This window comes from Alteromonas sp. KUL150, from assembly GCF_009811475.1.
GTDB classification, from domain to species: domain Bacteria; phylum Pseudomonadota; class Gammaproteobacteria; order Enterobacterales; family Alteromonadaceae; genus Alteromonas; species Alteromonas gracilis.
On the sequence record NZ_BLIJ01000060.1, the window covers coordinates 23,862 to 49,739 of the forward strand.

General features: G+C 45.1%; 26 protein-coding genes. 7 read left to right on the forward strand and 19 right to left on the reverse strand.

Annotation, left to right across the window (positions count from 1 at the left end; translation table 11 throughout):
• Positions 1 to 185: 185 nt before the first annotated feature.
• From GVO62_RS13900 to GVO62_RS13945, 10 genes are all read right to left on the reverse strand, one after another.
• Complete coding sequence (locus GVO62_RS13900; RefSeq protein ID WP_159119738.1) at positions 186 to 1,787, reverse strand: AbgT family transporter; 1,602 nt, start codon at positions 1,785 to 1,787, stop codon at positions 186 to 188.
• Positions 1,788 to 2,078: 291 nt separating this feature from the next.
• A complete protein-coding gene (gene hflC / locus GVO62_RS13905) occupies positions 2,079 to 2,960 on the reverse strand; it encodes a protease modulator HflC (protein WP_105932649.1) in 882 nt (293 codons plus the stop codon).
• A 5-nt stretch (positions 2,961 to 2,965) separates the two neighbouring features.
• On the reverse strand, positions 2,966 to 4,117 hold the full coding sequence (gene hflK / locus GVO62_RS13910) for an FtsH protease activity modulator HflK (protein ID WP_105932648.1): 1,152 nt from the start codon (positions 4,115 to 4,117) through the stop codon (positions 2,966 to 2,968).
• 67 nt (positions 4,118 to 4,184) lie between these two features.
• Complete coding sequence (hflX, locus tag GVO62_RS13915; RefSeq protein WP_105932647.1) at positions 4,185 to 5,474, reverse strand: ribosome rescue GTPase HflX; 1,290 nt, start codon at positions 5,472 to 5,474, stop codon at positions 4,185 to 4,187.
• A 17-nt stretch (positions 5,475 to 5,491) separates the two neighbouring features.
• Complete coding sequence (hfq, locus tag GVO62_RS13920; RefSeq protein ID WP_014951092.1) at positions 5,492 to 5,740, reverse strand: RNA chaperone Hfq; 249 nt, start codon at positions 5,738 to 5,740, stop codon at positions 5,492 to 5,494.
• Between the two features lie 78 nt (positions 5,741 to 5,818).
• Positions 5,819 to 6,712 carry a tRNA (adenosine(37)-N6)-dimethylallyltransferase MiaA gene (gene miaA, locus GVO62_RS13925; protein ID WP_236547170.1) on the reverse strand — a complete coding sequence of 298 codons (894 nt, stop codon included), beginning with the start codon at positions 6,710 to 6,712 and terminating at the stop codon, positions 5,819 to 5,821.
• Positions 6,713 to 6,755: 43 nt separating this feature from the next.
• Positions 6,756 to 8,618: a DNA mismatch repair endonuclease MutL gene (gene mutL / locus GVO62_RS13930; protein ID WP_159119740.1), complete on the reverse strand. Its 1,863-nt coding sequence runs from the start codon at positions 8,616 to 8,618 to the stop codon at positions 6,756 to 6,758.
• Positions 8,619 to 8,712: 94 nt separating this feature from the next.
• Entirely contained in the window at positions 8,713 to 10,062 is a 1,350-nt protein-coding gene (locus GVO62_RS13935; protein WP_159119741.1) for an N-acetylmuramoyl-L-alanine amidase, read from the reverse strand.
• 82 nt (positions 10,063 to 10,144) lie between these two features.
• Positions 10,145 to 10,627 carry a tRNA (adenosine(37)-N6)-threonylcarbamoyltransferase complex ATPase subunit type 1 TsaE gene (gene tsaE, locus GVO62_RS13940; RefSeq protein WP_105932644.1) on the reverse strand — a complete coding sequence of 161 codons (483 nt, stop codon included), beginning with the start codon at positions 10,625 to 10,627 and terminating at the stop codon, positions 10,145 to 10,147.
• A gap of 74 nt (positions 10,628 to 10,701) precedes the next feature.
• On the reverse strand, positions 10,702 to 12,201 hold the full coding sequence (locus GVO62_RS13945; protein WP_159119742.1) for an NAD(P)H-hydrate dehydratase: 1,500 nt from the start codon (positions 12,199 to 12,201) through the stop codon (positions 10,702 to 10,704).
• Between the two features lie 6 nt (positions 12,202 to 12,207).
• Between GVO62_RS13945 and queG the strand changes: the two genes are divergently transcribed.
• On the forward strand, positions 12,208 to 13,350 hold the full coding sequence (queG, locus tag GVO62_RS13950) for a tRNA epoxyqueuosine(34) reductase QueG (RefSeq protein ID WP_159119743.1): 1,143 nt from the start codon (positions 12,208 to 12,210) through the stop codon (positions 13,348 to 13,350).
• Positions 13,351 to 13,382: 32 nt separating this feature from the next.
• On the opposite strand, the gene GVO62_RS13955 is transcribed toward queG, so the two are convergent.
• The 3 genes from GVO62_RS13955 to nudC all read right to left on the reverse strand — a co-directional run bounded on the left by GVO62_RS13955 (position 13,383) and on the right by nudC (position 16,260).
• Complete coding sequence (locus GVO62_RS13955) at positions 13,383 to 14,045, reverse strand: hypothetical protein (protein ID WP_159119744.1); 663 nt, start codon at positions 14,043 to 14,045, stop codon at positions 13,383 to 13,385.
• A gap of 23 nt (positions 14,046 to 14,068) precedes the next feature.
• On the reverse strand, positions 14,069 to 15,160 hold the full coding sequence (hemE, locus tag GVO62_RS13960; protein WP_159119745.1) for a uroporphyrinogen decarboxylase: 1,092 nt from the start codon (positions 15,158 to 15,160) through the stop codon (positions 14,069 to 14,071).
• A gap of 266 nt (positions 15,161 to 15,426) precedes the next feature.
• Entirely contained in the window at positions 15,427 to 16,260 is an 834-nt protein-coding gene (gene nudC, locus GVO62_RS13965; protein ID WP_159119746.1) for an NAD(+) diphosphatase, read from the reverse strand.
• Positions 16,261 to 16,421: 161 nt separating this feature from the next.
• Between nudC and rsd the strand changes: the two genes are divergently transcribed.
• The 5 genes from rsd (at position 16,422) to GVO62_RS13990 (ending at position 19,574) form a co-directional block, all read left to right on the forward strand.
• The gene (gene rsd / locus GVO62_RS13970; RefSeq protein ID WP_159119747.1) at positions 16,422 to 16,886 is read left to right on the forward strand and encodes a sigma D regulator; all 465 of its coding nucleotides are present in this window, start codon (positions 16,422 to 16,424) and stop codon (positions 16,884 to 16,886) included.
• Positions 16,887 to 16,921: 35 nt separating this feature from the next.
• On the forward strand, positions 16,922 to 17,395 hold the full coding sequence (locus tag GVO62_RS13975; protein WP_105932637.1) for a transcriptional repressor: 474 nt from the start codon (positions 16,922 to 16,924) through the stop codon (positions 17,393 to 17,395).
• A complete protein-coding gene (locus GVO62_RS13980) occupies positions 17,385 to 17,849 on the forward strand; it encodes a chemotaxis protein CheX (protein WP_105932636.1) in 465 nt (154 codons plus the stop codon). Before GVO62_RS13975 ends, GVO62_RS13980 begins: the two co-directional genes overlap by 11 nt.
• The gene (locus GVO62_RS13985) at positions 17,839 to 18,276 is read left to right on the forward strand and encodes a secondary thiamine-phosphate synthase enzyme YjbQ (RefSeq protein WP_159119748.1); all 438 of its coding nucleotides are present in this window, start codon (positions 17,839 to 17,841) and stop codon (positions 18,274 to 18,276) included. Before GVO62_RS13980 ends, GVO62_RS13985 begins: the two co-directional genes overlap by 11 nt.
• Before the next feature lie 101 nt (positions 18,277 to 18,377).
• Positions 18,378 to 19,574 (forward strand): OmpA family protein, encoded by a 1,197-nt coding sequence (locus GVO62_RS13990; RefSeq protein ID WP_120962642.1) that lies wholly within the window; start codon positions 18,378 to 18,380, stop codon positions 19,572 to 19,574.
• 121 nt (positions 19,575 to 19,695) lie between these two features.
• Here the strand turns inward: GVO62_RS13990 and dnaB are convergent, their stop codons facing one another.
• The 5 genes from dnaB to GVO62_RS14015 form a co-directional block, all read right to left on the reverse strand.
• The gene (gene dnaB / locus GVO62_RS13995) at positions 19,696 to 21,081 is read right to left on the reverse strand and encodes a replicative DNA helicase (RefSeq protein ID WP_105932633.1); all 1,386 of its coding nucleotides are present in this window, start codon (positions 21,079 to 21,081) and stop codon (positions 19,696 to 19,698) included.
• A gap of 115 nt (positions 21,082 to 21,196) precedes the next feature.
• Positions 21,197 to 21,667, reverse strand: coding sequence for a hypothetical protein (locus GVO62_RS14000; RefSeq protein WP_159119749.1), 471 nt, complete (start codon positions 21,665 to 21,667; stop codon positions 21,197 to 21,199).
• A 255-nt stretch (positions 21,668 to 21,922) separates the two neighbouring features.
• On the reverse strand, positions 21,923 to 22,924 hold the full coding sequence (locus tag GVO62_RS14005) for a DUF4097 family beta strand repeat-containing protein (RefSeq protein WP_159119750.1): 1,002 nt from the start codon (positions 22,922 to 22,924) through the stop codon (positions 21,923 to 21,925).
• Positions 22,925 to 22,937: 13 nt separating this feature from the next.
• Positions 22,938 to 23,450 (reverse strand): hypothetical protein, encoded by a 513-nt coding sequence (locus GVO62_RS14010; RefSeq protein WP_014999873.1) that lies wholly within the window; start codon positions 23,448 to 23,450, stop codon positions 22,938 to 22,940.
• A complete protein-coding gene (locus GVO62_RS14015; RefSeq protein ID WP_014999874.1) occupies positions 23,443 to 24,018 on the reverse strand; it encodes an RNA polymerase sigma factor in 576 nt (191 codons plus the stop codon). Before GVO62_RS14015 ends, GVO62_RS14010 begins: the two co-directional genes overlap by 8 nt.
• A 118-nt stretch (positions 24,019 to 24,136) precedes the next feature.
• On the opposite strand from GVO62_RS14015, the gene GVO62_RS14020 reads away from it, so the two are divergent.
• Positions 24,137 to 24,787: an MOSC domain-containing protein gene (locus GVO62_RS14020; protein WP_159119751.1), complete on the forward strand. Its 651-nt coding sequence runs from the start codon at positions 24,137 to 24,139 to the stop codon at positions 24,785 to 24,787.
• A gap of 21 nt (positions 24,788 to 24,808) precedes the next feature.
• Here GVO62_RS14020 and GVO62_RS14025 read toward each other — a convergent pair whose 3' ends face one another.
• The gene (locus GVO62_RS14025; RefSeq protein ID WP_159119830.1) at positions 24,809 to 25,861 is read right to left on the reverse strand and encodes an MBL fold metallo-hydrolase; all 1,053 of its coding nucleotides are present in this window, start codon (positions 25,859 to 25,861) and stop codon (positions 24,809 to 24,811) included.
• Between the last annotated feature and the right edge of the window lie 17 nt (positions 25,862 to 25,878).

Here is a 25,878-nt window from a genome sequence, read left to right on the forward strand (position 1 = left end):
CGCTGTATCCGTATTATACTGAATTAACGTAGTTTATGATCTTTGATAACGTCAAAAATGTGCGATTAGATTGATAGTTTTTAGATATTAAAAAAGCGGCAGATGCTCAGAAAAACTTTTCATAAACATGTGCCGCTTTTGCTCGCCACCGAGTAAACCGTACAGCGATGAGTCAGACTATTTGCTTAGGGCTGATAATAAGTCGCCGCCCCTGGACCCACCGGCATACCTAGCAGGAATACCCAGATATAGAAGAGTATGGTCCAACCTACGATAAATACCATGGAATAAGGCAACATCATTGCGATAAGCGTCCCCATACCTAAGTCTTTTTTATACCTTGCGGCCATGGCCAAGATAAGTCCGAAATAACTCATCATAGGCGCAATAACATTCGTAACCGAATCACCTATACGATAAGCCGCTTGAATAACTTCCGGCGCGTAGCCAATTAGCATAAGCATGGGCACGAATATAGGAGCGGTTACAGCCCATTGAGCAGAGGCACTGCCTAGAGAAAGGTTAACCACACCACACATCAAGATAAACAGAATAAATACCGCTGGGCCGTCTAGTCCTGCCGCTTGCAGCAACGCAGCGCCTTTAACCGCTAAAACTGTGCCTAAGTTAGTCCACTTAAAGAAAGCGACAAACTGCGCTGCAAAAAATACTAGCGTAATGTAAAGGCCCATGGCCCCCATGCTTTTAGACATGGCATCGATGACATCTTTATCGTTTTTCATCGATTTCGTAACTTTGCCGTACACGAAACCAGGAATAGCGAAGGTAATAAATATGAAGGCAACAATTCCTTTAAGAAAAGGAGAGCCTGCCACTTCGCCGGTTTCAGGATGGCGCAAAATGCCGTTTTCTGGCACCACGGTCAATGCCAAGATAGCGCATACAACAACAAAGGAAATACCGGCCCAACGTAAACCTTTCTTCTCTAGATCAGTCGGTGCATCCATCGTTTGTTTGCCTAAATCTATTGACGCTTCGCTAGGGTCATACTTTCCTAATCTAGGCTCAACAACCTTTTCAGTGACCAATGCGCCCATCGTCGCTACAACAAACGTACTGATAAACATGAAATACCAGTTCACTTCCGGCCCAACCATATAATCGGGGTCAATCATGTGAGCAGCCGCTTCAGTAATACCCGAAAGGAGAGGGTCAACGGTACCAAGCAATAGATTGGCACTGTAGCCAGCTGAGACCCCAGCAAATGCTGCGGCAAGACCAGCAAGGGGATGACGGCCTAAGGAATGGAAAATCATAGCCGCTAAAGGAATAAGCACCACATAGCCAAGCTCTGAAGCCGTGTTTGAAATAATCCCAGCAAAAACGATTGCAAACGTTACCGCACGCTTTGATGCATTCATCACAAGAGCTCGCATCGCCGCAGATAGCAGGCCGGAGTGTTCAGCGACAGATACACCAAGCAGTGCAACAAGTACGGTACCTAACGGCGCAAAGCCGGTAAAGTTTGTTACCAAACCAGTAACGATACGCTGAAGCCCTTCTGCGCTCATAAGCGATATCACTTCAATCATACCGTCTTCTTCGCGACCTTTTGCGCCAACTGGGCGTGGGTCAGCAACGGCAATATCGAAAAAGCCTAGTATTCCACTTAACACTACGATGAAGAGTGAAAGTAGCGCAAATAACGTTACCGGATGGGGGAGAAGGTTTCCTAACCATTCTACCGTAGCGAGAAATCGAGAAAATAACCCGCCTTGTCCGCCATTTTTATCGGCAGACGCTGAATTTGTGTTTTCCGTTGTCAAAATCTTCCCTCTGTCGTTTATTGACGTCTACCACATTAAGATTAGTGCTGGGAAGGCACCAACTTTATACAGAAATAGTGACGCGTTTTAATTGTAGTCAGGCGGTATTTTACCCGATTTAGTGAAAATTTGGCAGTGGAGAGGGAAAATGAAAGGTAAACGTCCTGTACAAATTTTTTGCGAAGCTTTTGAAATAAGGAAATTAAGTCTGAAAATCATTAACTTAATATACAAGCTCGCATAAAAAAGCCAGTCGAAAAGACTGGCTTTTTAAAAGGAATAAAGGACGGGTTAATTGCCTTTAGACTGATTCATATACTTAAAGAAATCACTGTCAGGGGCAATGACCATAACATCTTGCTTACTATTGAAGCTGTTTCTGTAGGCATCCATACTGCGCAAGAAGCTGTAGAAGTCTGCATTCTTCGAATACGCTTCAGCATAAATTTGCGCAGCAATTGCATCACCTTCACCACGAAGCTGTCGAGCGTTACGCTCGGCGTCAGCAAGCATAACTGTCACTTTCGCATCAATATTAGCCTTTATGACTTCAGCCTGCTCCTGACCTTCTGAACGGTGCTCACGGGCTACTGCCGCTCGCTCTGCTCGCATGCGTTGGAAGATTGAGTTACTCACTTCGGTAGGCAGGTTAATCTGCTTAACGCGTACATCAACAATCTCAATACCCAGTTCATCAGACGAAGTTGAAGCTTGTTCCATCGCTTGATTCATAAGCGCAGAACGCTCGCCAGAGACAATTTGCGCAATGGTGCGCGTACCGAACTCTGAACGAAGACCGTTATTAACTTTTTGCTTTAATAACGCTTCAGCTTGCAGCTTATTACCACCTGTTGAAAGGTAGTAGCGTGCAAAATCGTCAATGCGCCACTTAACATAAGAATCAACGATAAGGTCTTTTTTCTCGCTTGTTACGAAGCGATCCGGAGAACCGTCAAGGGTTTGAATTCGCGCATCGAGTACGCGTACTGAGTCGATAAACGGGAGTTTAAAGTGAAGACCCGGCTCAAAGACTTTCGTGTCGCCCGTGGCGTCATCTCTCTGGACTTTACCAAACTGGATAACGATAGCACGCTCGCCTTCCTTAACTGCAAACAGAGAGCCTGATGCTAGCAAGACAAGAAGAACGAATACTGCAATTAATAAATTCTTCATTATACTTATCTCCCCTCTCTAAAGCTGTCACCGCGAAGGCCTGAGGTAGGCGAGCTATTACGGCTGCGACCATTTGCATCGGTTACCGGTGCTTGTAAGCCTTCTAATGTGCTGCGTGAACGTTCTTTAGATGTAGACTGCTGACGCTCCATAATCTTATCAAGTGGCAAGTACATCATGTTGTTACCGCCCTTGCTGTCTACCATGATTTTACTGGTGCTGCTCAACACTTCTTCCATAGTCTCTAAATAAATACGTTCGCGTGTTACTTGCGGCGCGCGCTCATACTGTGGAAGAAGCTCTTTAAATCGTGCAACTTCACCCTGCGCTTCCAGCGTCACCTGCTCTTTGTACGCTTGCGCTTCTTCGTTCATGCGGTTTACTTGACCACGAGCACGAGGCTCAATTTCTCTTGCGTACGCCTCTGCTTCACGAATAAAGCGCTGTTCATCCTCTTGCGCGGCTATTGCGTCATCAAACGCATCTTTTACTTGCTCAGGTGGACGGGCATCACGGAAGTTCATATCGATAATCGACACGCCCATATTGTAAGGCTCGATAATAGCTTGGAGCTCTTCCCACACACGCTGACGAGTAACTTCACGACCATCGGTGAGCACGTCATCCATTTTAGAATGACCTACAACGTAACGAATTGCGCTGTCTAGCGATTGACTAAGGCTTTGCTCTGGGCTTTCCACCGCGAAGGTCCAACGGAAAGGGTCAACAACGCGAAATTGCATTTCCATTTGGACGCTCACAACGTTCTCATCTTCCGTGAGCATAGAGCCAGATGAAGATTGATCGCGTATTGACTGAACGTCTACAGGTATCACAGTATCAATAAACGTTGGCGCCCAGCGAAGACCCGGCTCAACCTGTTGATAATACTCACCAAAACGCAGCACTACACCGCGCTCTGCTTCACGGATAGTGTAAAAGCCGCTGATAAACCAGATCACAACGAGCAGGCCTACTAGAATACCCGCACCGATACCACCAAGGCTTTTACCTGAGCCACCACCGTTACCACCTGACTTTCCAAACTTACCGAATAAGTTTTTAAACACATCGTCTAGATCTGGGGGACCTTGTTCTTTCCCCCCGCGATTTTTCCACGGGTCGTTATTATTGCCACCCGGCTCATTCCAAGCCATGCTGATACTCCATAGATTACTGTTATATTTTTGAATTCTTTATGCTCAACCCAGTGACTAGCACTGACTAATGTCGCACAACATACTCTGATATTCCGTTTTCCAGACGCTTTTCCAATCTGTTCCAGTCAGCTGCGGGCATTCTTACGTCCACTACCCAGTCTCCCTGACTGTCGTACTCTTCGCTAGAAATGCAGTTTAGCTCATACAGCACACCGCGCAATCGACTTTGTGCAGGGGGAATCTTCAATGTGTAATTGACCATGCTTTTACCCAAACACTCGGTTAAAGCTTGGCTTAATAATTCCGTCCCTTCACCTGTCTGCGCAGAAAGCCACACTCGAACGGGCACGCCCTCATCGTTTCTTTCTATACGGGGATTTACGTCGTCTAGTTTATCAATCTTATTACAGATTAGTAATTGTTGAATGTCTCCCGCTTCTATTTCTTCAAGCACGTTGTTAACTTCATCCATGGTTTCACGGTATTTTGCATCAGCAACGTCAACAACATGGAGCAGTAAATCAGCTTCTTGAGTTTCTTGAAGCGTTGCTTTAAACGCAGCAACAAGGTCATGAGGAAGATGACGAATAAAACCAACCGTGTCTGCGAGTATGGCAGGGCCTACATCTTTCAACTCGATTTTACGTAAAGTGGGATCTAGCGTTGCAAACAGCTGGTCAGCAGCATAGACGTGAGAGTCGGTAATGGTGTTAAACAGGGTTGATTTACCCGCGTTCGTATAGCCAACTAAGGATACCGTAGGAATTTCTGCGCGTTTACGAGAGCGGCGACCCTGCTCTCGTTGCTTCTGCACTTTTTCCAAACGACGAAGAATGGCTTTAATACGACCACGAAGTAAACGACGGTCAGTCTCTAGCTGTGTTTCACCCGGACCGCGAAGACCAATACCACCTTTTTGACGCTCAAGGTGAGTCCATCCTCTGATGAGACGCGTTGAGATATGTCTCAACTGAGCTAGTTCAACCTGAAGCTTACCCTCGTGAGTTCTCGCGCGTTGCGCAAAGATATCAAGAATGAGCCCCGTTCTATCTAACACCCGGCATTTACACACGGCCTCTAAATTTCGCTCCTGAGAAGGAGAAAGGGCGTGATTGAAAATAACAACGTTGGCGTCATGTGCCCTAACCGCTGCTGCTATTTCCTCTACCTTACCTGAGCCGACGAAATACTTAGCAAGAGGCGCAGTACGTGAAGTTGTAATAACTTCAGCCGCATTCACCCCTGCCGAAGACACAAGCAATTCAAGCTCACTTAAGTCCTCTTTTGAGTCTTCATCGGAAAAATTTACATGAACAAGTACAGCCTGTTCACCGGCTTCATAACGGTCAAACAAGCGCGTTACCTTTTAAATTATTCACCTTTAGTATTTTCAGAATCTCCTGCGCTAGGCATTGTTATAGCGCGTGCTGGAACAACAGTAGAAATTGCGTGCTTATAAACCATTTGGCTTACTGTGTTCTTCAGTAAAATAACGAATTGGTCGAATGATTCAACCTGTCCCTGAAGTTTAATACCATTTACCAAATAAATTGATACTGGAATACGTTCCTTACGCAAAGCGTTCAAGAATGGGTCTTGTAAAGATTGCCCTTTAGCCATTTGATATCCTTAGTTTTTATTATTCGTGATAGAAATTTCACTATCACTGCACGTCTAATGTATACCACACTCAACTGTTTAAAGTGTGACTTTCGCTGTAATTTTAGTCAAATTATCGTTAGCAAATGTGTCTAGCCACGTAACCTGCTCCCAGCCTCTCAACCACGTTAGTTGACGCTTGGCTAGTTGCCTTGTAGCAATTATGCCTTTTTCACGCATTTCGGCATAACTCAACTGGCCATCTAAGTACTGCCACATCTGCCTATATCCTACTGAACGTATAGAAGGCAATGCTTCATGTAGATCACTACGTTCGTAGAGTTTTAATACTTCTTTCTCAAACCCCTGCTCCAACATCATGTCGAAGCGAGTTGCAATACGCGAGTGCAATACTGCGCGGTCTGCGGGCGCTATGGCAAATTGTGCAATATCATAAGGGCATTTTTCACCTTCTTGCTGTTGCCAATGTGTCAAGGTTTTGCCCGTACTTCTAAATACTTCCAATGCACGCGTGATCCGCTGAGGATCATTAGGGTGAATTCTCTCACCACTAACTGGGTCTACACCACGCAATTCGTCGTGTAATTTAGGCCAACCCAACTGTTGTGCCTGCTTTGTTATTTCGTCTCGAATGTTCTCATCTGACTTAGGTAGTGGCGAAATTCCATTTATCAAGGCATTAAAATACATCATTGTGCCACCAGCCAGAATTGGCACTTTGCCTCGTGCTAATATTTCGCCGATAAGTGCGTTGGTATCCTTCACGAATTGTGACACAGAATACGTTTCTACTGGGTCAATAATATCAATGAGATGATGAGCAACACCCGCTCTCTCTTCAAGCGTTGGCTTTGCCGTCCCAATATCCATTCCTTTATAAACTAAGGCAGAATCGACGCTTATTATCTCGCTGTCTACTTGCGCAGCAATTTCAAGTGCCAAACCTGTTTTACCTGACGCCGTAGGACCCATGATAGCTATAACGGGTAATGCAGAATTTATGCCATTGGACACTTTATTCTCCCCATACATCTAGCACTTGTTTTAACGAGCGCACTTTAGCAAATTGCTCAATAATTTCCCATTGTTTAACTTCGCTTTGCTCATCCAACCAGTACCACACGTGATTATGCACATCTTCAGCAAGTACGTGGGCGGGTAATACCAGCGACGTAACAACTTTATCTAATGTGTCACAATTTTCGTCAGGTGTAGCAGTTAATAAGTGTTCGAACCACATAAGCCAAGGTAAATGCCGTGTTCCTGCCGGTACCTGTTGCAATCGATATTTTCCTGCGACCTTGTTAACTTCAAAGTGTGAGGAATTCAAAAGTGTAAGAAGCGGTTCGCTTACGTTATCAAGTGATACGGCAACTGGCATAAGTAACGGTTGGCTATGCTCTGCTTTTAAAAATAGTTCGCTCAGCCACATACTGACAACTTTTGTCGCCGAAAGCAGAAAAATTTTTTCAGATTTTGGGTACATCCTTTGAAGTGAAGAGAGATTTACACATTCAAGAGGCCCTTGAGCGTTGTCTTCTCTTTTAACGTTGTCGCTATTTGGCGTCATCAGCGCATTATAGCTAGACTGATATGCTGCGCTTGGCCCTCGACTTTGTCGAGGGGTAGCGCCGCTCGCTCTGCTCGTCCCTGCCATTTTAGCCGAGCCAAATGTTGGCTGGCCATGGCTGATTGACGGTGAATTCGAATAATCATCTTGTGAGAAAGGTTGGGATGGATAAGGGCTCGATTCACCAAAAGCTCGACTGCCATTTTCCGATTGAGCTTGAAGTGGCCTTATATAGTCGTGCTCTACGTTAGTAGACATGAAACCGCCGCTCGACGCTGTTTGGTCTTGTGAACCGAGCAAGGGCTGGTCACCTGTTATTGCATGTAATGCATCACCTACTGCTTTGGAGATAAAATCATGTACTAAGCGACCTTGCTGGAATCTCACTTCGTGCTTAGCAGGATGAACATTAACGTCTACGTCTTTTGGATCAACAGTGAGATAGACGACAAAACTCGGCTGTTCTATAACGCCCCACACTGTTTCATAGGCCTGACGAATAGCGTGCATAATAAGTTTGTCACGCATTCCTCTTCCGTTAACAAAACTAAACTGGCAATCGTTGCTGCTTCGCAGCATAGCTTCATTACCTAGCCAAGCGTCAATGTGGAGTCCTTCATATTCGGTATCAATGTGAACGGCATTTTGAATAAACTTTTGACCAACAACAGAAGCAATTCGGTTTGCTAAGCTCCCTTCTCTGTCAGCAATAAATCGTCTCGCAACCTTATCATTGTGTTTAAGAATGAAAGACACCTCAGGATGGCTTAGCGCAATGCGCTTGATAACGTCTTCTATGTGCTGAAACTCTGTTTTTTCCGTTCGCAAAAATTTACGCCTTGCGGGCGTGTTGTAGAACAAGTCGGCGACGTCAATAGTGGTTCCAACGGGATGAGCTGCTGGCTGTATATTCACTGCCATCTCTCTACCCTCACAGTAAGCCTGCCATGCTTCGGTTTGTGACTCAGTTCGCGAGGTCAATGTTAATCGGCTCACAGAGCTAATACTCGCCAGCGCCTCGCCACGAAAACCAAGAGATAAAATCTGCTCTAAGTCATCGAGGGTTGTAATTTTGCTGGTTGCATGGCGACTTAACGCCAGCTGCAATTCACTTTTGACGATCCCCAAACCGTTATCTTTTATTCGGATTCGCTTATGGCCGCCCTTTTCAATATCCACTTCAATTTTTGTCGCCCCTGCATCTAGACTATTTTCTAACAGTTCTTTAACTACAGATGCGGGGCGCTCAACCACTTCACCAGCGGCAATTTGGTTAGCTAGTTGTGGAGATAAAAGCTGTATAGGCAAAGGGCTACCCTATGAAATAATTAGTGGATAAAAGGCGAATACAGCGCAACGCGAGGCAACGATGCCGATAAAGACTTATAAAGCGTGCGCTATGCTACGTTCTCGGAATATTTAATACTTGCCCGACTCGAACTACATCGCTTGAGAGATCATTGGCTGCTTTTATACTGCTCACTTTAACATTATAACGTTGAGCCAGCAGCGATAACGATTCACCGCTCCTAACCCTGTGGGTTCGGTTGTTCTCTCTTTCTTGAGCCCATAGTGTACCATCGGGAGGAACTTGCTTGAAGTAACGCTTAGTTGCATTAAACATGGCGGCAGCTAAACGTTCGCGATATTTAGACCAATTTAGGTTCTTTTCTTCCTGCGGGTTAGAAATGAAACCAACTTCAACCAGAATGGATGGAATATCTGGCGCTGTTAAAACCGCAAAGCTCGCAGCTTGAGGTTTCCTCTTGTGAAGACTGGTTACCTGCTTCAATTCCTCAACAACTTTGTTACCCAAATCATGACTGGTTGCCATACTGTGATCCATAGAAAGACCAAGAATGGTTTCCGTTAAGTAACGCTCGCTTGATTTATCGTTAATTACTTCTGCTGCGCCACCTAACAACTCAGAGTGGCGCTCCGATTTTTCTAGCCATCGACCTAACTCTGTATCAGCCCTTCGCATGGAAAGTACCCAAACAGAACCACCTCGTGGCTGTGGCTGACTAAAGGCATCGGCGTGAATAGATATCAGCAAGTCCGCTTTTTTCTCTCTTGCGATTTCAGGTCGGCGGTTAGGCGATATATAGTAGTCATCGCTGCGTGTCATGATGGCTCGCATTCCGCGCTCTTTGTTTATCATGCCTTCAAGTTTTTTGGCTATGCTCAGCGTTATGTGCTTTTCAAACGTGCCCGCAGGTCCTACCGAGCCGGGGTCGTGCCCACCGTGTCCTGCATCTATCGCGACAATTATGTCTCTGTCGCGAGAGCTCGTCGAGTCGTCGAGCACTACAGAGCCTGTTGATGCAGAAGCCGTGAGCATTGGCGCACTTTTAGCTGCTTTGTCTGGTAAATCTACCACCAACCTATGACCATAGGCACCCTCTGGCGCCATAGCAAATAGAGAAGGTGTCGTATTTTTGTTTAGTTCAACAACAATCCTTGCAGACGATCTGTTTTTCGGTGTTGAATAGCGCAGCTTGTTGATTAGGTTACCGCTATTTTCGATATCCGAGAGTTTATATGTGTCGTTCGTATTGTTGAGATCGATAACTAAGCGAAGCGGGTTTTTGAGCGTAAAGTAGGTATACTCAGGCGCCGTTTTCATGTCAAAGACTACACGGGTATTGTCCGGCGACGGCCATATTCTTACTCCGTCGATGTTATTTTGCGCGCCGTGGGCAAACTGCACCACAAGACACAAAAGTAATACCGAAACTATACTGCGCACCATATTTAGCCTTCGTATTGTTGTTATGCCGCTCTCGTAAACCTCGGAGCGGCTATGCTTTCTATTTTTTCACTTGTAGCGCGTGTTAAACACGTTTGCATTGTTGAAGCAATTTAGCACCATGCGAACTTTTAGCTTCTAGGCTGAACTGTCTACCCGACGGTGTAATATTTATACTAATCACTAAGTCGGGAGATGCCAAGTGTTCACCACCTTTTTCAGACCATTCAATGAGCGCGATAGCTCCTGAGCCAAAATAATCCCTGATTCCCATAAATTCGAGCTCTTCAGGGTCGGCAAGGCGATACAGGTCAAAGTGATAAATATTGACGTTATCCAACTCATAAGGTTCAACCAATGTATAGGTTGGACTTTTAACGCTACCTGAATGGCCTAACGACTGAATGAAGTAACGACTGAAGGTGGTTTTCCCGGCGCCTAAGTCACCGTTAAGATAGATAACAGCATCGGTAGGTAACTGACTTGAAACGGCTTGCGCCAAGTCTTTGGCAAGTTGCGCGGTATCATCTAATTCATTAGCAAAAAAAGAGGTATGCGGGTAAGACATCAACAATATTCCACAGTAGTCTAAGGCCGAGTAACACAGCAGATGCCTGCCCGATTAGAGCAAAACCACGCTAATTAGTGGTTTATAAGCGCACGAACTGCATCAAACAAATCGCTGGCTATCATACCACGTTGACCATAGCGTTGGGCAATATCATCTCCGGCCTTTGCGTGAAGTACAACGCCATATTTTGCTGCGATGTCAGTTTCTACGCCCTGAGCAAGCAATGCGCCTAAAATTCCACTTAAAACGTCGCCGCTTCCTGCCGTTGCCATACCTGGATTACCATGACGACAAACCCAAGTTTTCTTCTCATTGTCAATTAGCGTTCCCGCGCCTTTAAGTACACAGACTGCGTGATATCGCTGAGAGCACTGTCTTGCGTAGTTAAACCGGTCGCTTTCTACGTCGTCGATGGATACTCCTAGTAACCTTGCTGCTTCACCAGAATGAGGAGTAAGAATACTGTCTGAAAGGGTAAATGCTGTTGATTGTTTACAAAGCAAGTTTAGCGCATCAGCGTCGATGACCACGGGCTTGTTCTGGTGTTGACAATGCTTCAGTGTGATTTCAAACACATCTTCAGCCCATTCATCTTGCCCAAGCCCTGGGCCTATCACTACGCACGTTGCCCACGCTAGCGCATCGTCCAAATTGAAGTCGGTTACCATTAGTTCTGGCCTACCTGCACTAACCTGGATTACTGAAGACTCATGAGTATAAACCCTTACCATACCTGCACCACTTCTAAGCGCCGCTTCGCTCGCTAAACGAATAGCGCCCGCCGTTCCGCGGTTTCCTCCGATGCATAACAGTCGACCATATGTCCCCTTATGACTGTTAATTTCGCGAGGGCCCATTCCCTTAAAGTGGCCGATATTGAGCATGGTAGCAGAAGCTTTCGCAAGCCCCTGAAAGGCTTTCCCAATACCTAAATCAGCATAAACCAACTTGCCACAGGATTGTTTTCCAGCCCCCGTCACAAGGCCAGGTTTTATCCCTACAAAGGTCACCGTAATATCGGCCTGTACGCAGCGGCCAAGACTTTGACCAGTATTGGCGTCTAACCCAGATGGTACATCCACGCTAACAACTGGGGTTGAAGATTCATTTACCGCATCAATAATATCGGCAAACTCATTTCGTATATAACTGTTAATACCAGTTCCCAACAAGGCATCGATGACAACATCAGCTTTTTTCAGCCATGCAGCGTCAAAACCATCGATATTTCCGCCGGAATCAAGCCAACGCTGCTGCGCCTTTCCTGCATCGCCCTCTAATGTTCTTTGTGGCTCAACCGCACATAAGTGAACTTGCTTACCCGCTAACTTAGCGTTAACCGCCGCGATGTAACCGTCGCCAGCGTTGTTCCCCTGACCAACGAGTACTAAATAGACATCAGAGTTTGGCATTAGCTCTAAACATTGCTTGAACACAACGTCACCCGCTCGTTGCATCAGGGTAAACATATCGCAACCTGATTCAGCCGCCGCTTGCGCTTCATTTTCTCTAACCTGATCGGCCCGAAATAATTTGTATGATAAACTTGACGTTAATTGAGTATCTAGCATGAGCAAATGTCCGAAATTAGTTCTATCGACCTCGTTGAATTAACAAACAATATCAAGGCTTGGGGTGCAGCGCTAGGCTTTCAACAAGTCGGCATCAGCGATATTGATCTAAATCAGCACGAGTCCCATTTGCAAAAGTGGTTAGACAATGGGTATCACGGCGACATGGCCTATATGGAAAGCCATGGGATGAAGCGTGCTCGGCCGAGCGAGTTGGTACCTGGCACCTTGCGCGTCATTAGTGTTCGTATGAACTATTTACCTCCGGATGCATCATTTGCCAAGCACCTCAAAAATAGAGAGATAGGATACATAAGTCGCTACGCGCTAGGGCGCGACTATCACAAGGTATTGCGTAAGCGTTTAAAACAACTGGGTGACAAAATTACCGCATCACTCAAGCATACTCAGTACCGTCCGTTTGTAGATTCCGCGCCAGTATTAGAACATGCTATCGCTGAAAAAGCAGGCATAGGTTGGACAGGAAAACATAGTTTAACGCTTAATAAAGAGGCGGGCTCTTGGTTCTTTTTAGGCGAGCTTTTTATCAACCTTCCCCTTCCTGTTGACGCTCCTGTTGAAGAAAACTGCGGTAATTGCACTGCCTGCTTAACGATATGTCCCACTAATGCGATTGTTGCCCCATATACGGTAGATGCTCGCCGCTGTATTTCATATCTCACTATAGAATCGGACAAAGACATACCGGAAGAATTAAGGCCCATGATGGGCAACCGAATCTATGGCTGCGATGACTGCCAATTGGTTTGCCCTTGGAATCGCTATGCCGACGTCACGGATGAAGAAGACTTCCATCCTAGAGAAGCCCTCCACGGACAAACTTTACATACTCTCTTTAGCTGGTCTGAAGAAACATTTTTATCTAATACTGAGGGCTCGCCAATAAGGCGAATTGGCTATGAAAAGTGGCAGCGTAATATAGCCGTGGCACTTGGAAACGCTTCATACAGCAGCGGAATCACAATGCTTTTAAACGAGAGGCGAGGCACAGTAAGTGATTTGGTAGACAGGCATATTGATTGGGCACTTCAACAACAAGGGCTCAAAAAAAGCGCGTTAGAGTTGCAAAATAGGCAGCAGCATCGGCTAATACGGGTTATAGAAAAAGGCTTACCGCGCGACGCTTAGTGCGCAACTACGCGAAAATTGCTTTTCCCTGATTAACCCGCTGAAGCCACCTTTTGATTTAATTCAGCCTGCACATCGTTGCCAAACTTCTCATCATTATGCAGTAAATGTTCAGCTGCAAAAGAAACGTTAAGCTTTAAACCACGCTGTGCGAACTCGGTTGCTATTATGGGCTTGCCGAAGTGCCACCAAGGTTCTCTCTCAAGCGCTTCAATGATCGAAGAAAGCTCTGCTTCAGAGCCGTCGTATTCACCCACTAGCTCGCACAATCCATTTTCACATTTAACAGAACTTAAGACAAAGCGCTCGTTGTTTGGAGGGAGCGAGAAAAACGAAGTAAGCGAACCCTCAGTCTCAGAATAGAAATTATCTGACGCAGGTAGCCTTGAGCTTTTAACGCTCCCATTTGAGAGCGCGCTATGCTGTCTTGAGCCGGCGTACGACAGATTACTTAGTTGCTTATCACTCAGCTGATTATCACTTAGTTGTTTATCGCCCGGTCCGCCGCCAGCAACAAGCTTTGTTGCTGGTTTCATGACTTTAAGCTCGCTTGTTTCAGTGACTCGAGAACGGTCTAGCACAGAGGTTAGCCGTTCTTTCTCAGCGTTTGATTCGCTAAGTTGGTGTTGATAACTAAAGACCTTATAACCTGCTATCAATGCAAATATTATCAGCCCCGCAAGCCACGTTTTCATTAAAATACCTTAGAGAAGTATGCTTACTTGTGATATTGCTTACTGAATTTATGCACTGCATCAACGAATACGCCAGCATTTTCAGGCGGAACGTCCAAGTGAATGCCGTGACCAAGGTTAAATACATGACCGCTTCCTTCGCCATAACCTTCCAGAATTGTGGCAACTTCTTGTTCGATGCGCTGCGGCTGTGCATAGAGCATGGATGGATCCATATTTCCCTGGAGTGCCACTTTATCGCCTATACGTGCTCGCGCTTCTTTGATGTCGATAGTCCAATCTAAACCAACCGCATCACAGCCAGTAGCCGCAATTGATTCTAGCCACATACCGCCATTTTTCGTGAACAAAGTAACCGGAACTTTACGACCATCATTTTCACGAGTTAGGCCGCTAACGATTCGTTCCATGTACTGCAACGAGAATTCTTTGTAGTCGCGAGGTGATAACACACCACCCCAAGTATCAAACACCATCACTGACTGGGCACCCGCTGCAATTTGTGCATTTAGGTACTCCGTTACAGAGTCGGCTAATTTTTCCAAAAGTGCATGAAGGATTGCTGGCTCCGAAAACGCCATTTTCTTTATTTTCGTGAAAGCTTTACTTGAACCACCTTCAATCATATAGGTAGCAAGGGTCCATGGGCTTCCAGAAAAGCCTATTAGCGGAACTTCACCTTTAAGTTCACGTCTGATTGTGCGAACGGCATTCATGACATACTGCAGCTCACCCTCTGGATCAGGAAGACCAATTTTGTCAACGTCTGCTTTACACGTGATAGGATTTTTGAAACGAGGGCCTTCACCGGTCTCGAAATAAAGACCTAGTCCCATTGCGTCGGGAATGGTCAAAATATCTGAAAACAAAATAGCCGCATCCAGTGGAAAACGACGCAAAGGTTGAAGCGTAACTTCACAGGCTAGCTCTGCATTTTTGCAAAGTGACATAAAATCGCCAGCTACTGCGCGGGTCGCTTTATACTCTGGTAAGTAACGCCCAGCTTGTCGCATCATCCAGACAGGTGTGACATCTACCGGCTGTTTAAGTAACGCACGCAAATAACGATCGTTCTTTAACGCGGGTTTATCAACACTGGGGTAATTTTGCGACATATAACTCACCTAAATAACAGAAGATAATTGAGCGCGAAAGTATACCAGCATTCTTTATGAGGTGCGCTACAACCTGAGTTAAAAAATCTACGTTTAAGCGACAACTTCTTTGAAAACGCCACACTGTCGATTATTAAAGACGGATAAATCTTGAAAAAAAGCTTGCACTAATAAAAGTGGTTTGCTAACAATATAGAGGTTAAAGAAAAGAAGCCCACTAATGGGACCGTGCTAAACTTACTGAAACCCTGCCTCGGCAGGGTTTTTTATTTGTTGCCAATTAGAGACACCGTTTCTGCAATAAGCTGCCCTGCAATCGACACTTTCGGCGGAATAGTTGGAAGGTTATCGATATCAAACCACTGCGCATCATCTATTTCGTTCTCTTGGCAGCGTATTTCCCCTTCATCGTATTCAGCAATAAATCCCACCATAAGTGAATGAGGAAACGGCCAAGGTTGGCTGTTGTAATATCGTAAATTTTTGACTTTGACCCCAACCTCTTCATACACCTCTCGGTGTACTGCTTGCTCAAGACTTTCTCCACTTTCCACAAAGCCAGCTAGCGTTGAGTACATATTGGCATCTCTATGGCGAACGCCTTTTGCCAACAGTACTTTTTCGTTATTGTGAATGGAAACGATGATACAAGGTGAGACTCGCGGATAACTTCGATGCTGACAGCGATGGCAATGCGTAGCCATTTCCCAATCAACTCGCTCTGTCTTCGAACCACATTGGCCACAAAATTGATGAGTGCGCAAAAAATGGATGTATTGCCAAGCTCTTCCGATAACCGAAAAAGCAATATCATATTCAGCAAAAAGAAGTTGCCGTAATGACACGCGCTCCCAACCTGGTTCATCAATATGCTCGGCACCTAAATCAACCACAAACACCGGCAAATCTCGCTGCGCGGTTTCGTTTAAAGGAGGTAGTTGATGAATATCACTGATATATGACGTCAAAAATGGAAGCTCGTGCAAATAAGCGACAGGGATAGATTCTGATGACTCTTGAACAACTAATTTTCCTCGGCTGAATACTACCCACAAGGCTTGCTGAGTTGTGAGCATTGCTTCGTCTAGCTTAATCATCATTGAATATCACCTCTGTCTTTTAATTTCAGATAGTACACTATTAATTAGCTCTAGTAATTTTAACGCTGCGACTTCAATTGGAACTTTTTCTAGCAAAATTTGTGTCGCAAGAGCACAGTGTTATACTGACCCTATTGTCGCTAGATGAGTAGCACATCAATATGTTGCAACAATTGGAAAGCGTAAAATCGAAATGGGGTGGTCAGAGCCATGTTATTGACCGATGGTTGATGGACAGGCAAGCGTTGCTCGTTTCCTACTGTGAATTAGCAGGCATTAAAAATGACAGCGAGTGCTTACCCGACGCTGATGAAATAGCTAACTTTTGCAGTGCATTACTTGATTACTTATCTGCAGGACACTTTGAGGTCTTTGATATTTTGGTGGAAAACGACACAGAAGGTCTTAATTTAAGAGACAGTCTCTACCCCAAATTGTCAAAAACTACTGACGCAGCTCTCGCATTTAATGATACGTTTGCACAATCAGTAACGCTTGAGCAGGCCGCTGATTTAGACTCAGCGTTAGCGTCGCTCGGTGAAACATTAGAAGAGCGTTTTACGTTGGAAGATGAGTTGATATCACACGTACATTCAAACCCACGTGATCCAGAAGTAACGCTTTAATATAACAATGAAAGTCGAGTTTACGGTTATCATCAATGAACAAAACCACACTTATTCATAAAGCACGGGCGTATTGCGAGCAGCGCGGCGCTAGATTTACACCGCTACGGGAAAAGGTGTATGAAATTCTTGTTTCAAAGCACGGTCCTATGGGTGCGTATGAGCTCCTCGACTCTTTAAAAGAAACGGAATCGAGCGCCAAGCCGGCAACCGTCTATCGCGCTCTCGACTTCCTTCTTGATTTTGGATTGATACACCGGCTAGAGTCTACAAACGCGTTTGTTGCCTGCTATCACTTTGGTTGTAACCATCCCGTTCAATTTTTAATTTGCGATAGCTGCGGCGATGTCGCTGAGATTCAGTCTGAGGGGCTAAAAGACACGCTTGACAGTCAGGCTCAGCAACATGGTTTTAAAGTATCGAAACAAACTATAGAGGCTCATGGATTATGTGCCGATTGTCAAAAAACGGAAGCGCAGTCTGACTTGGAGAGTGTAAATGAATGCTGATTTTGTTAACCCGTTTATTGCTGGCCTTCTAAACGTACTTGAAACGATGGCACAGACAAAATTGACACCGGGAAAGCCGAAGCGTAAACAAAATGATATTGCAAAAGGTGATGTTTCAGGGCTTATTGGAATGGTGGGTCCGGATGTAAGAGGGTCAATGTCTATTACTTTCGATGAACCTCTAGCTCTTACCATTATGGAAAGAATGGTGGGGGAACGTCCAGAGAAGCTTGATGCAGAAGTCGGTGATATGGTTGGTGAAGTTACCAACATGATTTGCGGTAATGCAAAGCGTGATTTAGCTGAACGGGGCTATGAATTTGGTATGGCAACGCCGATTGTCGTATCGGGAAAACAGCATACCATAAGCCATCAAGTGGACGGCGCAAAAATTATCCTTCCGTTTATGTGCGATGAAGGCCTAGCGTACCTGGAAATTTGTTTTGACAAATAATTTCTGGCAGTCTGAAAAAATTACACTCGACAGTTACCCAAGGGGCTTTCATCTGATTACATCTCATGTTGAAGCAGCCCTACCCAGTATCCGCCACGTTGAAGTAGGCCTACTACATTTATTCCTTCAACACACTAGCGCAAGTTTAACGATTAACGAAAATGCTGATCCTACTGTCCGGCAGGACATGGAGGCTTTTTTAAACCATAGTGTAAGAGAAGAGCTTCCTTTTTTCAGGCATACTTATGAAGGTAAAGATGATATGCCTGCGCACTTAAAATCGAGTATACTAGGGTGTCAACTTACTATTCCTGTCCAACAAGGCAAGCTTGCACTTGGCACATGGCAGGGTATCATGCTCGGTGAACACCGGGATCATGGTGGAAGACGAACTATTATTGCCACATTACAAGGGATCGCAGCCTAACCCATATTATAAATGGCATAGTTTGTGCTTGGAATTTTCACTAAGCACAAAACAAAATTATCAAAAATCGATAATCACTCAACGTTAAACAGGATGTGACTATGAAACAACACTTTAAAATGGCAGCGCTATCTCTTGCTGTACTATCTTCAACCAATGCATTTGCACAAGATTCTTCTGAACCTGAATATAAAAGTTGGTTCGGCCTATCTGGCATGTACTACAACACTGATGATTCTCGTCCGCTAGACCTTACTGAAGGTGAGCTTTACGACGATGGTCGTGGTGTAGCTTTTGAATACGGCTTCCGCTTCACTCAAAGCTGGGCGGCTCGTGTTGAGTTTACAGCGCTAGATCTAGATTATGTTGGCGGCGGCGATGATAGCGGCGAGATGGTTGGTGTCGACGCACTTTATTTCATGCCTGACGATGCATGGTTCGTGTTTGGTGGTATTAAGCGCCAAGCAGTAGGTGAATCAACTACGCTAGGTAACATCGGTATTGGTAAACACTGGGATCTTCATGAAAGCGTTAAGCTAGTTACTGAAATCGCGGCTTACCATGACTTTGGCGAAGACTACAACGACTACAGCATCAAAGTAGGTATTGCTGTTCCGTTTGGTAAATCTACTCCATCTGCACCTAAAGACAGCGACAATGACGGCGTTGTTGATGGCAAAGATCAGTGTCCAATGACTCCAGCAGGTGTTCGCGTTGATGCAACAGGCTGTAGTGTAGACAATGATAACGACGGCGTACTTAACAGCGTAGACCAGTGCCCTAACACACCAGCAGGTACTAAGGTAGACGCTACTGGCTGCGCAATCAAAGATGCAGACAATGACGGCGTAGTAGATAGCAAAGATATGTGCCCTGATACACCTGCTGGCGTTAAAGTTGACGCTAAAGGTTGTACAGTATTTGACGAAGAGACCGTAGAAATTACATTACGCGTTCTGTTCGACAACGAAAGCGCTGTTGTTAAAATGCCGAAAGATCCAGAAATCTCTGAATTCGCTGAATTTATGAAGCAATATCCTTCAACAACTGCAGTAGTAGAAGGTCACACTTCTGCTCCAGGTACTGAAGCATATAACATGGACCTTTCTAAGCGCCGTGCTGCTAACTTCAAAGAAGTAATGGTAGACATGTACGGTATCGATTCATCTCGTCTAGAGACTATCGGTTACGGCGAAACTCAGCTTCTAGATACTGATAACGATGCTGAAGCACACCGTGTTAACCGTCGCATTTCAGTGACAGTTAAAGACACAGTAAAAGTAGCTGAAGAAAAGTAATTTATTTTCTATGAATTGAAAAAGGCGCCGCACGGCGCCTTTTTTGTGTCGATAATATTTTCTTTAATACCGTATATGGCTTATTGGCTAACACGCATAATTTAGCCGCTAAAAAAGCAGACTAATATTCGTCTGCTATAGCAGGACCAGCGTAGTTATCGAAACGCGAGAACTGACCTTGGAAGGTAAGGCGACAGGTTCCGATTGGACCGTTACGCTGTTTCCCTATAATAATCTCCGCTATGCCCTTATATTCACTGTTCTCGTGATACACCTCATCACGGTAAATAAACATGATCAAGTCGGCATCCTGCTCGATTGACCCAGACTCACGAAGGTCAGAGTTAACAGGGCGTTTATCAGCACGTTGTTCTAGCGTACGGTTAAGCTGAGAAAGTGCAACAACAGGTACTTCAAGTTCCTTAGCCAGTGCTTTAAGTGAGCGGGAGATTTCTGCTATTTCTAAGGTACGGTTATCACTGAGTGAAGGTACGCGCATTAGCTGTAGATAATCCACCATGATGAGACTGATCCCACCGCGTTCACGAGCGAGCTTTCTTGCACGACTTCGTACATCCATTGGTGTAAGGCCTGAAGAGTCATCAACAAATAAGCTATCTTTGTCTTTCAACATGGCCATGGTATTAGATATACGTGCCCAGTCTTCATCATCGAGTTGCGCAGTACGGATTTTAGTTTGATCTACACGGCTTAATGAAGCCAACATACGCATCATGATTTGTTCTGAGGGCATCTCAAGACTGAAAACCAGCACCGGCTTTTCTTCTGCCATCATAGCGTTTTCAATCAAGTTCATAGCAAAGGTAGTTTTACCCATCGATGGACGAGCCGCCACTATGATTAGGTCAGATGGCTGCATACCGCTGGTCATTTTATCCAAGTCAGTAAAGCCTGTCGTTACTCCCGTCACCTCTTTATTGGTTTTCACCAATTCCTCAAGGCGGTCGATAGTTTTACCCAGAACAGACTCTACATCGCGAGGGCCCTCGTTCTCCCCCGTTCTGCGCTCAGCAATTTCGAATACTTTGCTTTCGGCTAGGTCGAGAATATCAGCACTATCTCGTCCTTCTGGATTGTACCCAACCTCAGCAATTTCGTGCGCCACACCAATAAGCTCACGGGTGATAGCCCGCTCGCTAATAATTTGCGCATAAGACACAACATTCGCGGAACTCGGTGTATTTTTAGCAAGCTCGCCTAAATAAGCAAAACCACCGGCATCTTCAAGTTCGTCGTGCTTTTCTAGTTCTTCGGAAACGGTAATCAGATCGATGGGCTGGCTACTATTGAGCAGACGTGTGATTGCACGAAAGATAATTTGATGCGAACGATTGTAAAAATCACTATCTGTGACCCGTTCTGCAACCTTATCCCAGCTATCAGGGTCGATAAGCATGCTGCCTAGAACAGATTGCTCAGCCTCAATGCTATGAGGTGGAACCTTCAATTTCTCAACACTTTTATCGTTTTTAGACGCAGAAGCCACAAGTGAAACCTATTCCAATGCACAAAAGTCAGTAGGATATTATGCGCTTTTAACGCTCATCTCTCAACAAAGGAAGTAGGACTTTTGTTGTGAAAGCGCAAAAAGGCGACATCGTTTAAAGCGTTTTCTCCAGCTTTAAAAACGTACCATCGACCAAGGTATAGGTATTACCGTTTTCCTGAAAGATTAGGGTAGAACCTAAGATGTCCGTGCCTTCTGAGCAAGACAAATTTACTTCAGTAATCTTGTCGTCACTAAAGCCCAGAGAAGACGGCGATGCTTTAAAAGCAGCGTAAAAATCTTGGTTGCTGATATTTTTTGTTGAATAGACCGGCAATTCACAAAGCGTCTGATCTAGTTTAGCCGTGTCTGAAGCATACGTTATAGAGCGACCTAAGAACTTTTCTGATTCTGAAACAGAGTGGGCGGAAATACCCGGATTATAGGCCTTAGTCACAACCCAAGTACCCTCGTAGAAAGCGGGCTCTTGAACAGCACAACCTAAGGTAAACGCGCAAATCCCAAACGCACCAATAATTAGGCTATGAAACCGCCAAAACCTTTTGACGTGTCCAACAATACTCAATTTGACCTCCATGCATAAAACAATTAACTGCGCAATTTTCTTAGGCGTAGCGCGCAGTATTCCTACCGTGTACCTAAGAGCGATTAAAATGTAGTTTTGTTACTTTTAAGCGCTCAATCACACATTTTTAGCGACCAAACAAAAAAAGCTGCGGTAACTCGCAGCTTTTCAATACTCACCACATGTCTGATTAATAAATGTGGACTAAACTCTTTTTTTCAACCTAAAGTTTCAATTGCCTTGCCTATAGCTTATTCACTTTTGGTCTATTTCGATTCGGCCGTGCACCGTAGAGATATCTACATTTGCAGCCCCACCGTTATGGATAAAGCGTAGCCAGCTACCTGGGCCATACTTCGGCTTTTGCGACTTTTCATCGCTGATATTATTCACAATATTGCCGCCAGCGTGCGTTTCAATATCAAATTGTGCCGATACCCCATCTTGAAAGACAAATTCCATCGCGCCGCCCACAGAGTTAGCTTTTACACTGCCGTTCTTGTTAAGGCCTAAACTCGCGAAAGTACGCCCATTAACTGTATTAATCTGTAAAACATCAACCGCTTGAAGGGCTACATCAATTCGACCGTTGACGGTTTCTACTGATACGTCTGGGCTATCGGAAGTAATGTCGAGCTTGCCATTTACTGACGCAAAACTTACTGGCGTGTTTCCTGAGTGTGTCACTTCGATTTCGCCGTTTACCGTTTCCGCCTCTAATCGGCCTCTTACGTTCTCGAGCACGATATCTCCATTCACCGACTCGACCTCAACACGCTCACCAATATTTTTAAGTGTGACGTCGCCATTCACGACTTCAACATCTACTGCTTTTGTAACACCTTCCGCAATAAGGTCTGCATTGACCGCGGTATAATGCAGGTCGCTTGCTTTAGGTATGTAGATAACAAGGTCGTCGCCATCTTTCCCTTTGTTGAACCAGCTCTTTGAATGGCGCTCGACTTCAACGTGTATAACCACAACATCTCCGCGTCTTTCAAAGATGAACTCTTCAGTTTGATCGCCCAGTTCACCGGTGACACGAACCTGAGACTTATCCCAAACTCGAATATCCGCTTTTCCGTTAATGTGCTCAATGTCTACTTTCGGCGAAGCCGATGTATCGATGGTCTTATCTACCTTTTCCCCTGCAAATGCCGCTGTAGCGATACTTAGCAACGCAGTAGTAAGTAGCACCTTAGCCGCAACAGGCGTTTTAAACGTGTGCAAAAATGTGTTTTTAGTATTCATATTCATCTTTAAACCCTTATTAAATTTGCTGCCACTTTGGCGCGTGCACTCGCTCAATTAAGGCAATTTGCTGTTGATATACGTGATGCAGCATTTTGATTAATGCTGAGTTGTCTGGATCGTCTTTTAACGCCGCTTTGATAACATCAGCAGCATCGTCTAATTCTTTTAATTGTTCTTGCCAATCTTCAGTTAGCGCTGTTGTACTTTCATAACTAGCAAGAAGACTATTTACTTGTTGTTGCTGCTGCATACTCATTGCGTCGATCAGGGCATAGCCATCACTTCGGCTTTCATCAGCTTTAAACGCAAAAGGAGCAGCGAACCACAATACAGTAACTAAACAAACACTTGCGGCTATCGCCATCCACTGTCTCGATGTAACCGTAGGTGATGAAGCGTCATCGTTTGAAGGGTTGTCTTGAGCCGATGCTATACCTAGCTCTATGCCTCGCCACAGATCTCGCTCGGGCTGCTTCTCTTTTGATAGCTCAGAAATATGCTGAGCAAGCTTGTCGTCAAAATTACTCATCATCGACTCCCATAAAATCTTTTAATAACTGCTTAGCACGGAAAAACTGCGCTTTGCTCGAACCCACTGCCATATTCAACATATTTGCAATGTCTTCGTGTCGGTAACCCTCTAACGCATGGAGCACAAAAACCATTCTGGCTCGCTCAGGAAGACGAATAACCAATGCTTCTAAGTCCACATCAGTACTGTTACCTTCAGCCGGCATCTCGTTAATACCGCTGTTTTCCAAGTTAAACATCCGCTGCACCCACCCTTTCTGCTTGCGCATATAGGAGATGGTAATGTTTGCCGTAACACTGTGTAACCATGTGGAAAATTGGCTTTGCCCATCAAAATTACCCAATTTTTTCCATAGCTGAATAAAGACTTCTTGCGAAGCATCTTCCGCCATTCCCTTTTCACCTGTTAGCCGGTAACAAAGCGCGTAGACTCGCCCAATATGTTCATCGTAAAGGGATCTAAACGCCTGTTTATCGCCCCTCTTCGCTTTAGATATCAGCTCGTTTTCGCTTTTGTTACCAAACACCACATTGGCGTGTACAACACGTTGTTGTGTGTGTTCCATTCTTTTCTCTTTGTTATTTGTGGTGCTGATTAGCATTAGCACTTGTTAGTGTTATAAGGTTAGTCGTACCCTATAGTAGAAAGGTTTAAATGCACAAAAATATTTTTTTGGAGATTCCATGTCTGCCACATTTACTGTTAACGCTTTGTTTGCTGGAAAACCTCAGCCGCTAGGCCCTCGTGGGGCACCGAGTAGTATTGTCAAAAGCCCTATCGACAAGTTAACGGTACATATGGACAGAACCGATGAAGACGAACAAGCCAATAAACGTCTTCACGGTGGACCGGAAAAAGTGCTGCATCAGTTCAACCCGACCAACTATCTAACATTAAGAAAGCATTTTCCTGAAGGCGAATTTTCGCTAGGCAGCATTGGCGAAAACATCAGTGTAGAGGGCATGGACGATGCCACTGTTTATATCGGCGACATATGGAAGTTCGGCGAGGTAGAACTGCAAGTAAGTGCACCCCGTGCCCCTTGCAGTAAAATCTCTCAGCGTTTCAACATTCCCAATTTAGACAGATTTGTCGGCGAACGAGGTATTACTGGCTGGTATTACCGGGTTATTAAAACTGGAACTATTAGCGTTGGCGACGAAGTAACACTACTGCACCGTGAGGACGATACCGTTAATGTTCACACCCTAATGCAATGCGCCCATACCAAAGCAGACAAAGCCCTGGCACAAAAGCTAGCGAAACTTGAACCGCTTGATGATGAATGGCGGGGAAAATGCCAAAAAATTGCAGATAAGATTGCGGATAAATAGGCCATTTATCCGTAGCTTAAATTAAAAAGACGCCTGCTCACCTTCATTCAAAATAACCCAAGGCATTGCAGGGTTTAGCTGCTTCTTCATTTTCATCAATCGAAACAGCGCAGAATGTGACGTCTTGTCACCCATCATCCAGCTGGCATTTCCATAGCCCCAAGGCACTACGGCTTTACAGCCTAGGTCTTGGGCCGCAACAATGGCATCTTCTGGCGTAGTATGTACCTTGCGATACCATTTAGGTGAGGTTTCGCTGAAATAAGACGCTATGGGTAACAGGCAAACATCTATTTCCCCAAAGCGCGCTTTAATATCTTTGAAGTGTGGTGAATATCCCGTATCCCCCGCAAAGAACAATGTTTTGCCTTCACTCTCAAATACCCAACCACCCCACAGTGTTGCATTGTCGTCCTCGTACAAATACGGCACCCAAATTCGGTTACTGAAATGATGGGCAGGCACGAAGTGAATAGAGGTTTTGCCTACGTTTTTGCTGGTATACCACGCCATCTCGCTAATGGTGTAGCCTCTATTAGGGAAGTGCTCTGCGAAACCTAACGGAACAAGATATTCGGGCTTTGTGCCTAATTCGGCAATATCGGCTTTATTAAAATGGTCATAATGAATATGGGAATAAACCACAGCGTCGGTTTCTGCGACTTTGTCTTCACCTACCTCAGCAGGTTCGTTGCGGCTGAACCCCTCCGCCAATCGAAAAGCCCAATTAACAGGCCAATCAAACTGCCCAAACACAGGGTCAATAAGTATTTGCTCACCACTTGCGGTGTTAAGTAAAAAGCTGGCGTGCCCTAACCAGGTGACATTAAAGCCGGTGTGCGAGTTCACTGTCGGTTTTTGGCCAACGAACTGACAATTTTGCATGTCACTTTCACATTCAATATCGGCAGACGCTGGGTAGCAATCATTAGTGCACGTGACGGGGTATGCTTTAAAACCGCCATAAATATTGCTGAATCTATCCTCATACCCAGGCTCATTGGTGTACTTGATTACAGCATTGCTCTCATCTACTCTCGTCACTTGATTAGGTGTAGCACACCCAGCTAGCATGCAGGTTGCTATAAAAA